Raw genomic sequence first — 10547 nt, 5'->3', positions numbered from 1 at the left:
AAGGGCCGCGACAAGCGCGGCCCTTCTCTATCTCTGCCATTATGGGCAGGGTGGCTTACATCATGCCGCCCATGCCGCCCATGCCGCCCATGTCGGGCATGCCGCCGCCGCCGCCCTGGCCTTTCGGCTCTGGCTTGTCGGCAATCATGGCTTCTGTGGTGATCAGCAGACCTGCAACCGAAGCTGCATCCTGAAGGGCTGTGCGCACAACTTTCGCAGGGTCGATCACGCCGAATTTGAACATGTCGCCATATTCTTCGGTCTGTGCGTTGAACCCGAAGGATTTGTCGTTGCTCTCGCGGATTTTGCCCGCAACAACCGACCCGTCCACACCAGCATTTTCCGCGATCTGACGCAGCGGCGCTTCCAGTGCCTTGCGCACAATGGAAATACCAACTGTCTGGTCGCTGTTATCGCCGGACAGACCTTCCAGAACCTTGCCAGCCTGGATCAGGGCCACACCGCCGCCCACAACGATACCTTCCTGCACGGCCGCGCGGGTCGCGTTCAGGGCATCATCAACGCGGTCCTTGCGTTCCTTGACTTCGATTTCGGACATGCCGCCCACGCGGATGACCGCAACACCACCGGCCAGTTTGGCCAGACGTTCTTGCAGTTTTTCCTTGTCGTAGTCGGATGTTGTTTCTTCGATCTGCTGACGGATCTGGGCCACGCGGGCTTCGATTTCAGCTTTCTCGCCGGACCCGTCAACGATGGTGGTCTCATCCTTGGTGATCTTGATGGTCTTGGCGGTGCCAAGCATGTCCATCGTGACGCTTTCCAGCTTCATGCCCAGATCTTCGCTGATGACCTGACCACCGGTCAGAATGGCGATATCTTGCAGCATGGCCTTGCGACGGTCACCAAAGCCGGGGGCCTTGACTGCCGCGATTTTCAGACCGCCGCGAAGTTTGTTGACAACCAACGTTGCCAGGGCTTCGCCTTCGACATCTTCAGCGATGATCAGCAATGGTTTTTGCGACTGGATCACTTGCTCCAGCAGCGGAACCATGGGCTGCAGCGAAGACAGCTTCTTCTCATGGATCAGGATCAGCGCGTCATCAAGTTCCGCGATCATCTTGTCAGGGTTGGTCACGAAATAGGGTGACAGGTAACCGCGGTCGAACTGCATGCCTTCGACAACATCGGTTTCTGTTTCCAGACCTTTGTTTTCCTCGACGGTGATAACGCCTTCGTTCCCAACCTTTTGCATCGCATCCGCGATCTGGCGGCCGATTTCAGCTTCGCCATTGGCGGAAATGGTGCCAACCTGTGCAACTTCCGAACTGTCATTGACAGGGCGTGCCGCTGCTTTGATTGCTTCCACAACTTTGGTGGTTGCCAGATCGATGCCGCGCTTCAGGTCCATCGGGTTCATGCCCGCGGCAACCGATTTCAGGCCTTCGCGCACGATGGCTTGGGCCAGAACAGTTGCGGTCGTGGTGCCGTCGCCTGCTTCGTCATTGGTGCGAGAGGCCACTTCTTTGACCATCTGCGCGCCCATGTTCTCGAACTTGTCTTCCAGTTCGATTTCCTTGGCAACCGATACACCGTCCTTGGTGATGCGCGGTGCGCCGAAGGATTTGTCGATGACGACATTGCGGCCTTTGGGGCCAAGGGTGACCTTCACCGCATCGGCCAGAATGTTAACGCCGCGCAGCATACGGTCACGGGCGTTGGTGTTGAATTTGACGTCCTTAGCAGCCATTGGGGTGCCTCCTGGTTGTCTTTATGTCTTGGAAAACGGAAGCGATCAGGCCAGAATGCCCAGAATATCGCTTTCTTTCATGATCAGCAGCTCTTCACCATCGACGGTGACTTCGGTGCCGGACCATTTGCCGAACAGGACCCGATCGCCAGCTTTTACAGCCATCTCGATCAGTTCGCCCGAATCCTTGCGCGCGCCTTCGCCGGTGGCGATGATTTCGCCTTCAGCGGGCTTTTCCTTGGCGCTGTCGGGAATGATCAGACCGCCCTTGGTTTTTTCGTCACCTTCGACGCGACGGACGAGAACACGGTCATGCAGCGGTTTGAATGCCATCTGAGAACGCTCCTTTGGTTCCAGGTTGAAATTTGTTGTCACTCGCACGGGTCGAGTGCTAACGGACGCATAGGTAGGCATAGCAGGCCGCGCTGTCAACACTGCACTGCGCAAAAAATGCACATGCGCGCGCTTTGGGGGCAGTGGCACTTAGGGGGCCTCCGCAACGGGCGCAGACCCCACCCCATGCGCAGCCAGGCAGGCCAGAAGCTGCGCCTTGCGCACAGGTTTTGCAATCACATCGCTGAACCCGGCATCATGGTATTGCGCCACCTGCGCGGACGCGACATTGGCCGTCACTACAATGGCGGGGGGCACAGGCTTTGCGCAGGCGCCATATTCCGCGCGTATCTGGCGCAGCGCGGTCACCCCGTCCATTTCCGGCATCATCACATCGAATAAAAACAGATCGAAGCTGTTGTGACGGGCCATTTCAAGCGCCGCCGCACCGTTTTCAACCATGACCAAGTCAAGCTTCGGGTCTTGTAAAAACGCCTTCAGAACGCGCTGGTTTACCTTGTTATCCTCGGCCACAAGAACAACCTGAGCTGTCGCGCGGGCAATGCCTGCGCCGCGATCAGGGGGTCTTGTGCTGTGCTGCGCCACCGGCGTTTCGGGACTGTCGGCAATTGCCGCCAAGGGCAGATCCAGCGTCACACAGGTGCCCTGCCCAACGCGCGATGCAACTGTGACTGTGCCCCCCATCGCCTGCGCCAGCCCGCGCACGACGGGCATGCCCAGCCCTGCCCCGTCAACCCGGCGCGTCACACTGGAATCGGCCTGCATGAAGGGGTCGAAAACACGGGCAAGCTGGTCCGTGGTCATGCCCGCCCCCGTGTCGGAAATGACAATCCGCACATTGGCCGCACTGCCCTGAACCGCCAGGCTGATACGCCCGGTCTGGGTAAAATTTACAGCGTTGCTCAGGACATTGCCCAGCATCCGGCGCATGCGCGGCCCGTCCCCCCTGCGCAGGCGCGCCATGGCGGGGTCAAGCATAATGTCGAACGCAACCCCCTTGCCTGCGGCCACATCTGCGAATTGCACGGCGGTTTGCGCAATTTCGGCGGGCAGGTCGAATATGACAGGCACCAGTTCCAACTCGCCCGCTTGCAGTTCGGACAGGTCCAGAATATCATTCATCCGCATCAGCAACCTGTCGCCACTGTCACGAATTGCCGTCAGCATCTGGGCCTGTTGCGGTTCCAGAAGCACATTTTCCAGACCCTGCGCCATGCCCAGAATACCGTTCAGCGGGGTGCGCAATTCATGGCTCATATTGGCCAGAAACCGCGATTTCAGCGCGCTGGCCTGTTCGGCCTTGTCGCGGGCAATTTGCAAATGGCCGTTCAGGCGGGCCGCGCGAAACGCGATAAGCGCAAACCCCCATTGCAGGGCGGAAAATGCCATAAGAAACGTAATCACCAGCGTGGCAACGGCCAGCGCATGCCCCCCAAGGTCAAGCCCAACCACCCCCAGCCGCGCAAGATAGGCCACACCGATCGCCGCGAAGGGCGCGGCCGCCAGCATGGCCAGTTGCCGCCCATGCACCAGCGCCCGCCCCCAAAGCCGCTGGGCGAAAACCACCCCCAGCGCCCCATTCACAACCGAACTGCTGACCACAAGCGCGCCCGCATCATTCAGAACCACAACCAGACCAAGTTGCAGCAACGCCGCGCCCGCCCCCAGCGCCGCATAAGGCAAGGGGGCGGGATTGTCCCCGATGCCGATATTGAGCGCCACAAACCCGCTGATCAGGCCCCACAGCATGCCCAGCACCACCATGGATGCACTTGCCCAGAACGGCAGCACCTGCCCCGTCATCAAACCGGTGGCCCCCATCAGAAACGACAGGTTGGTGCCCCCCAGCCACAAAAACGCCACCGCATCACGGCGGGCATGGTTGCGCACCCCGGCAAGCACGGTCAACAACAGCGACGCAATCACCATGACCGCAGCAATGGCGATGACAATGCGAATATCGATGCTTTCGTTCATAGCAACCTGTTTTGGGGCCTATACCCGCAGTATGGGGCAAAGAAATCACCAACCCCTTAAGACGGCGGCGCATAGCGCTTTTTGACAGCGCTGGCGTGACAATGCCGCGGCGCGGCGCTATAAGCCTGCGCGAACACATCACACCCGACATGCGGAGTTACAAAATGATCAAAGTCTTCGGCCATTTTTCCCCGGACACCGATTCCACCGGCTCTCCGTTGATTTGGGCGTGGTATCTGTCGCAGGTGCAAGACACCCCCGCGCAGGCGGTGCTGCTGGGCCAACCCAATTCCGAGGCGAAATTCGTGCTGGACCATTGGGGCGTGCCCCAGCCCGACATCCTGACCGAGTTGCCCGCAGGCACGCCCGTGGTGATTGTCGACACCAACAACCCCGCCGAATTGCCCGCCACCATCAATGATGCCGATATTCGCGCCATCATCGACCACCACAAGCTTGTGGGCGGGCTGGAAACCAAAGGGCCGATTGACATTACCATGCGCCCGCTGGCCTGCACGGCCACCATCATGTATGAGTTGATCGGCAAGCACATGGCACAGGCCCCGCGCGCCATCAAGGGGCTGATGCTGTCGTGCATCCTGTCGGACACGCTTGAATTCCGCTCCCCCACCACCACCCAGACCGACCGCGCCATTGCCCATGCGCTGGCTGATGATCTGGGCGTGGATATGGGCGAATTGGCCAGCGCCATGTTTGCCGCAAAATCCGATGTGTCGGGGTTCAGCGATGCGGAATTGCTGCGCATGGATTCCAAGAACTACGATGTGGGCGGCAAGAAATTCCGTGTGTCCGTGCTGGAAACCACAGCCCCCGCGCAGGTTCTGGCGCGCAAGGACAGCTTGATGGCCAGCATGGAAACTGTCGCGCGCGAGGATGGCGCGGATCAGGTGTTGTTGTTCATCGTCGATATTCTGAATGAGGAAGCCACGCTGCTGGTCCCCAATGAGTTGACGCGCGCGCTTGCGCAAAAATCCTTCGGGGTGGCGGTCAGTGGCGACAGCGTGGTTCTGCCCGGCGTCATGAGCCGCAAGAAACAGATTATTCCGGTGCTGGCGCTGTGACCCGCCTGTTGACAGCGTTTGACCAGATCGCGGCGCACTACGAACTGGCGCTGGTAGATCTGTGGGGCTGCGTGCATAACGGGCGCGCCATCCATGCCCGCGCACAGGCCGCGCTTTGTGCGTTTCGCGCGCAGGGTGGGCAGGTTTTGTTGGTGACCAATGCGCCGCGCACCGCCGCATCCGTGCAGGCCCGGCTGGATGACATGGGCCTGTCGCGCGATGCCTATGACGGCATTGTAACGTCTGGCGATGCAACGCAACATGCCATGCTGACAGGTGCTGTCGGGCGCAAGGTCTGGCATCTTGGCCCGTCCAAGGATGATGACCTGTTTGTGGACCTGCCCGATTGGGCGTCAGACCACGCGCCCATCACGCGGGTGGGGTTTGACGATGCCGAAGGGATCATCTGCACTGGTCCGTTTGACGACATGTCAGAAACCCCCGAAGATTACCGCGGGCGGTTGCTGTCGGCCAAGGTACGCGGGCTGAAAATGCTGTGCGCCAATCCTGATCTGGTGGTCGATTATGGCGACAAGCGGATCTATTGCGCCGGGTCCATTGCGCAGCTTTATGCGGAACTGGGCGGCGAGGTTCTGTATTTCGGCAAACCGCACCCGCCCGTCTATGACCTTGCGCGCCGCCATGCCGCGCAACTGGGGCTGAAATACGCATCTGACCGCGTGATCGCCATAGGGGACGGCATCCATACCGACATTCAGGGCGGCATTGCCGAAGGGATGGACACGTTGTTCATTACCAGCGGGCTGGCCGCTGCAGAATTTGGCCCCGACCCGGCCGCGCCCGACCCCGCGCGCCTGCAGGACTGGCTGGCGCAAAAGGAACTGAATCCCAGCTTTGCAATTCCTTATCTGGGCTGAATTCCCTGTTGCAGAACCGCAAAACACAGGCCGGGCCGAACAGCCCGGCCTGTTGCATGTCAGGTGCGGCGGCCGCGCAAAATGGCATGGTAATAAAATTACCACAAATGGCGTTAATTGGACTTAAAATTCCAAAGCATGTTGCGCAAAAGCCCGATACAAGGTAATGCTGCACCGCAACAAAACCTTAGATTCGGCATGACGAAAGGGTTGCAGTGATGTTGGACCATAGCATGAATGATAATTTTCCGCGCGGCACGATCTGTATTGAAGATCTTGAAATCGGCATGACGCGCCATTTGCGCAAACAGGTGACCGACCGCGACATTGAACTTTTTGCCGAAGTGTCCACAGACCGCAACCCCGTGCATCTGGACGAATCCTATGCACAAGACACCATATTTGAAGGGCGCATCGCCCATGGCATGCTGACCGCAGGGCTAATTTCCGCCGTGATTGGCGAACAACTGCCCGGACACGGCACCATCTATATGGGCCAAAGCCTGAAATTCATGGCCCCCGTGCGCCCCGGTGATGTGGTGCTGGCCGAAGTCACGGTTCTGACCATTGATTACGCCAAGCGCCGCGTCACTCTTGATTGTCGGTGCAGTGTAGGCAATACGACTGTTCTGAAGGGTGAAGCCACTGTGCTGGCACCCAGCCGGAAATTCGACTAAGTCGGGATGCATGCGCGCCATCGCGTCCCGCAGGGGACAGATGCGTATTGTAAATCACTGGACATCGCTGGACACGGCCTGCAGGGGCGCTTCGGTTGCAATGGGCAATTTCGACGGCGTGCATCTGGGCCACCAGACAGTTATTGACCTTGCGCGCCGCGATGATGCGCCTTTGGGCATTGTCACATTTGAACCGCATCCGCGCGAATTCTTCGCCCCCGCCGCCCCGCCCTTCCGGCTGATGAACGCCGAGGCGCGCGCCAACCGTCTGGCACGCATGGGGGTGGGGTGCCTGTATCAACTGCCCTTTGGGCCGGAATTGTCGGGCTTTTCGCCGCAGGATTTCGCGCAGGTGGTGCTGCATCAGGGGCTTGGTGTGTCGCATGTGGTGGTCGGCGCGGATTTCTGCTTTGGCAAGGGGCGCGCGGGCACAGCCGAAGATCTGGCGCAATATGGCCGCGATCTGGGCTTTGATGTGACCATTGCGCCGCTGCTGCGCGACCATGACGCGGTCTATTCCTCCACGGCCATTCGCACAGCGCTCAGCGACGGGCGCCCGCGGGATGCCGCGCGCATGCTGGGCCATTGGCACCGTATTGACGGGATGGTGCTGCATGGCGAAAAGCGCGGGCGCGTGCTGGGCTATCCGACTGCGAATATGTCCATCACTGGCCTGCACCCACCCCGATTCGGTGTTTATGCAGTTCAGGTTGATGTGCTGACAGGCCCCCATCAGGGGCGCTATGGGGGCGTTGCGTCCATGGGGGTGCGGCCCATGTTCGGGGAAAACCTGCCCAATCTGGAAAGCTTCCTGTTCGATTTCACCGGTGATCTGTATGATGTGCATCTGTCCGTCGCCCTTGTGGAACATCTGCGCGACGAAGCAAAATTCGACAGCCTTGATGCATTGATTGCCCAGATGGACCGCGACAGCGCGCAGGCGCGCGCCATCCTTGCGGCACTGAACTAAACGCTTACGGCCGCGCCATGCGCGACATGTCAATGTCAACCTGCTGCGACAGGTCGTCCAGGCTGTCATACAGAAGTTGCAGCATATAGCGCGGGTTATGCACATATCCGCCCGGGTCCTTGACCGCCACCTGATAATTATAGGCCGCTTTCAACAAACGCGGCGTCCATGACTGGTAGCGGTTGTCGCGGGTTGCCTGATCAAGGGGCAAATCCCCTGTGCCGTCCGGGTCCGCAAAGAAATAGGGATGGCGCGACACATAGGCGATGGGCGTGCCCGCAACCTGCGCCGCATAATCGCGGATAGCCGCAAGAAGTTCGCCCTGCAACGCAATGATTTCGCTGTGAATACCGCCAGACCTGTCGCCAGTTCCCGAAAAATCGCGGTGCTGGGTGCGGATGTCGCGAATATCGCTCACGCCCTGATGGCAGGTCAGGCAACCATCAGTTTCAACGGCCGTGCTATGGGCGTCATGGCAGGCCACGCAGGTATCGGCACCGGGCACATGCATGAACCGCCCCGCATAGCTGCGCCCCGCATAGTGATAGCCCGGCCCCGCCTGCGCCCCCAGCATGGTGGCCGCTGATGCCGCATAATGAATGTTCACAAAGGCAAGATCGGCAGACACTGTGTCCGCCTCCCGCCCCGCAACCCGCGCATCAATATCCGCGCCGGATTGCCGCCCCTGATGGCAGACCATGCAGGTGGCCGAGGCGCCCAGTTCCTGAACCTCCGCGCCCGACGGGAACACCACCGCATCCAGCGCATGCGCCTCTGCCGTATGGCAGGCCACGCAGCCAATGGGCGCATTGATCACGCCGGGGCTGTGCACCACGCCTGCCGCACTGCCATCCGCGCCCAGAAAATCGACAAACCCGGTTTCCGAATGGCACATGGCGCAGCTTTCGGGCACCTGCCCCTGGTCGTTCCAATAGGTGAAGGACCGGGAATGGTAATCCCCATGCGGGGACTTCAGCCATGCGGCAATCACCTGTTCCAGCCCGACCAGATCACTGGCGCGCGATTGCGGGGCCGCGAGCACCGCGATCATCAGGACAAAAACCGAAACAAGGCGCATCTGGTCCCCCTTTTTGCGTTCTACAGCGTGTCGCGTTCATTCACATTCACGCGCCACACGCCAACCTTATGCTTGCGTGTGCCTTTTCTGCGCAAAACCGGTTCCCATTTTTGCGCGACATGCGCTATGTGCCAAGGGTAGCATTGCAACCAAGCCCCGGGCTTGATCTGCATCATGGCAAATGTGATCTTTCACGCGTCAGCTTGGCCGAAAACAGGATCAGATTGCAAGTCATGTCGCACACACGCCCCCTTTCCGCGCTTCGCCCGTCAGGCCCCGGCCTTGCGCTGGCCTATGGTCTGGTCGCCACCCTGCCGCTGGCGCTGGCCCTGACCCAACGCGTTGCGCCCGCTGCAGTGTGGGAATATGCCGCTGCCGCTATGGGCATGATTGCCCTGCTGGGAATGGCCGTGCAGTTCGTCACATCAGGGCGGTTCGAAGCGGTATCGGGCAAGCTGGGCATTGACAAGATCATGGGGTTTCACAAACTGGCTGCGTCTTGGCTGGCGCTTGCTGTTGTGTTGCATCCGCTGGCCTATATCTGGCGCACATGGGCGCAAAACCCCGAACTGGGCTGGGTGCGGCTACAGTTTTACCTGACGGATCCGGCCTACCGCAGCGGGGTCGTGGCTTTGGGCGCGCTTGTGGTGCTGATTGCCAGTTCGGTTTTACGCGACCGCCTGCCATGGCGCTACGAGGGTTGGCGCAGTGTGCATGTGGTGCTGGGGCTGGTGGCCGTGTTTGGGGGCTTGCATCATGCCATCGCGGTGGGGCGGTTCAGCGCGCAAGGGCCGGTTGCGCTGCTATGGTGGGGCGTGGGCGCGGGGGTGCTGGTGGTGATGCTTACGCTCTATGGCTGGCGTTGGGCGCGACTGCACCGCCAGCCATGGCGGCTGGCATCGGTGACCAAACGCGCCGATCGCATGTGGGAATTGGACATCCAGCCTGAACCGGGCACACCCGCCCTGCCCTATCACGCGGGGCAGTTTGTCTGGATGACCAAAGGCACGCGCCGCTTTCCGCTGTTTGACCACCCGTTTTCCATTGCCGACAGCCCCGCGCGCGCAGGGCTAAGCCTGCTGATCAAGGAAGCGGGGGACTTCACCAACCATATCGGCACATTGCCCGAAGGGCGCCGCATTGGCATTGACGGGCCATATGGCGAATTCAGCCTGCAGGCGCATGACCCCAAATCCGTGTTGCTGATTGGTGGCGGTGTGGGCATTGCGCCGGTTCTGGGCATTTTGCGCGACATGGTGGCACGCGGCGACAGGCGGCCTGTGCGGCTGGCCTATGCAGTTGGGTCCGCGCCAAATTTCGCCTGCCTGGAGGAGATGCGCGCCGCCACCCGCACGCTGGATTTGCAGCTGTGGCTGACCTGCGAAGAAGGCGCATCTGCCCCCGATATTGTGGCCGGTCGCCTGACACAGGACCGGCTGCGCGACATGCTGGACGGGCTTGACCCCACCCAGACCAAGGCCCTGATCTGCGGCCCCGGCCCCATGGTGGTGGCGGTGTCGGATGCGTTGCTGGAACTGGGCATGCCCATGGCGCATGTGATCTATGAACGCTTCGATTATGCCACGGGCGCAAAATCCCGGCAGGACCGCGCACGCACGCGCAATATTCTGGCCATTGGCGGGGGTGTTGGGGCGCTGGTTGCCGGGTTTGCAGCGCTGGCGGGGGTAACCTGACATTGCTGCGTGGATAGATCAGTTTGCACCTGATCACGCACATCCTAGAGCATGTCGCGCAAAAGTGGGAACCGGTTTTGCGCAAAAAGACCTGCGACACCAAAAGGTGTGAGTGGGTCGCGCGAATGA

The 10547-nt window shown here is 60.4% G+C and carries 9 protein-coding genes; 5 read left to right on the top strand and 4 right to left on the bottom strand.

Annotated elements, in window-relative coordinates; all coding sequences use genetic code 11:
- Window positions 1-55 precede the first annotated feature (55 nt).
- The 3 genes from groL to ACTZWY_RS17460 form a co-directional block, all read right to left on the bottom strand.
- Complete coding sequence (gene groL, locus ACTZWY_RS17470; RefSeq protein ID WP_444791994.1) at window positions 56-1708, bottom strand: chaperonin GroEL; 1653 nt, start codon at window positions 1706-1708, stop codon at window positions 56-58.
- 45 nt (window positions 1709-1753) lie between these two features.
- Complete coding sequence (locus ACTZWY_RS17465) at window positions 1754-2041, bottom strand: co-chaperone GroES (RefSeq protein ID WP_444791993.1); 288 nt, start codon at window positions 2039-2041, stop codon at window positions 1754-1756.
- Between the two features lie 150 nt (window positions 2042-2191).
- Entirely contained in the window at window positions 2192-4039 is a 1848-nt protein-coding gene (locus ACTZWY_RS17460) for an ATP-binding protein (RefSeq protein ID WP_444791992.1), read from the bottom strand.
- 164 nt (window positions 4040-4203) lie between these two features.
- Here ACTZWY_RS17460 and ACTZWY_RS17455 point away from each other — a divergent pair, with 164 nt between their 5' ends.
- The 4 genes from ACTZWY_RS17455 to ACTZWY_RS17440 all read left to right on the top strand — a co-directional run bounded on the left by ACTZWY_RS17455 (window position 4204) and on the right by ACTZWY_RS17440 (window position 7646).
- The gene (locus ACTZWY_RS17455) at window positions 4204-5121 is read left to right on the top strand and encodes a manganese-dependent inorganic pyrophosphatase (protein ID WP_444791991.1); all 918 of its coding nucleotides are present in this window, start codon (window positions 4204-4206) and stop codon (window positions 5119-5121) included.
- The gene (locus ACTZWY_RS17450) at window positions 5118-5999 is read left to right on the top strand and encodes a TIGR01459 family HAD-type hydrolase (protein ID WP_444791990.1); all 882 of its coding nucleotides are present in this window, start codon (window positions 5118-5120) and stop codon (window positions 5997-5999) included. The genes ACTZWY_RS17455 and ACTZWY_RS17450 overlap by 4 nt, the downstream gene beginning before the upstream one ends.
- A 233-nt stretch (window positions 6000-6232) precedes the next feature.
- Complete coding sequence (locus tag ACTZWY_RS17445) at window positions 6233-6676, top strand: MaoC family dehydratase (protein WP_444791995.1); 444 nt, start codon at window positions 6233-6235, stop codon at window positions 6674-6676.
- Between the two features lie 40 nt (window positions 6677-6716).
- On the top strand, window positions 6717-7646 hold the full coding sequence (locus tag ACTZWY_RS17440; RefSeq protein ID WP_444791989.1) for a bifunctional riboflavin kinase/FAD synthetase: 930 nt from the start codon (window positions 6717-6719) through the stop codon (window positions 7644-7646).
- A 4-nt stretch (window positions 7647-7650) separates the two neighbouring features.
- On the opposite strand, the gene ACTZWY_RS17435 is transcribed toward ACTZWY_RS17440, so the two are convergent.
- Window positions 7651-8724 (bottom strand): polyheme membrane-associated cytochrome C, encoded by a 1074-nt coding sequence (locus ACTZWY_RS17435; RefSeq protein ID WP_444791988.1) that lies wholly within the window; start codon window positions 8722-8724, stop codon window positions 7651-7653.
- Window positions 8725-8957: 233 nt separating this feature from the next.
- Here ACTZWY_RS17435 and ACTZWY_RS17430 point away from each other — a divergent pair, with 233 nt between their 5' ends.
- Entirely contained in the window at window positions 8958-10418 is a 1461-nt protein-coding gene (locus tag ACTZWY_RS17430; RefSeq protein WP_444791987.1) for a ferredoxin reductase family protein, read from the top strand.
- The last annotated feature ends 129 nt before the right edge of the window (window positions 10419-10547 follow it).

The sequence above is a fragment of the Roseinatronobacter sp. NSM genome (assembly GCF_052379845.1).
Classification (GTDB): domain Bacteria; phylum Pseudomonadota; class Alphaproteobacteria; order Rhodobacterales; family Rhodobacteraceae; genus Roseinatronobacter.
The sequence above is the reverse complement of the archived record's forward strand: the minus strand, read 5'-3'. Positions and strand labels throughout refer to the sequence as shown.

What these genes read in the sequence shown, in the direction of transcription:
- ACTZWY_RS17440 (WP_444791989.1), top strand. Translation starts at nt 6,717, where the DNA reads ATGCGTATTGTAAATCACTGGACATCGCTGGACACGGCCTGCAGGGGC.
- ACTZWY_RS17430 (WP_444791987.1), top strand. Translation starts at nt 8,958, where the DNA reads ATGTCGCACACACGCCCCCTTTCCGCGCTTCGCCCGTCAGGCCCCGGC.
- ACTZWY_RS17460 (WP_444791992.1), bottom strand. Translation starts at nt 4,039, where the DNA reads ATGAACGAAAGCATCGATATTCGCATTGTCATCGCCATTGCTGCGGTC.
- ACTZWY_RS17465 (WP_444791993.1), bottom strand. Translation starts at nt 2,041, where the DNA reads ATGGCATTCAAACCGCTGCATGACCGTGTTCTCGTCCGTCGCGTCGAA.
- ACTZWY_RS17455 (WP_444791991.1), top strand. Translation starts at nt 4,204, where the DNA reads ATGATCAAAGTCTTCGGCCATTTTTCCCCGGACACCGATTCCACCGGC.
- ACTZWY_RS17445 (WP_444791995.1), top strand. Translation starts at nt 6,233, where the DNA reads ATGAATGATAATTTTCCGCGCGGCACGATCTGTATTGAAGATCTTGAA.
- groL (WP_444791994.1), bottom strand. Translation starts at nt 1,708, where the DNA reads ATGGCTGCTAAGGACGTCAAATTCAACACCAACGCCCGTGACCGTATG.
- ACTZWY_RS17435 (WP_444791988.1), bottom strand. Translation starts at nt 8,724, where the DNA reads ATGCGCCTTGTTTCGGTTTTTGTCCTGATGATCGCGGTGCTCGCGGCC.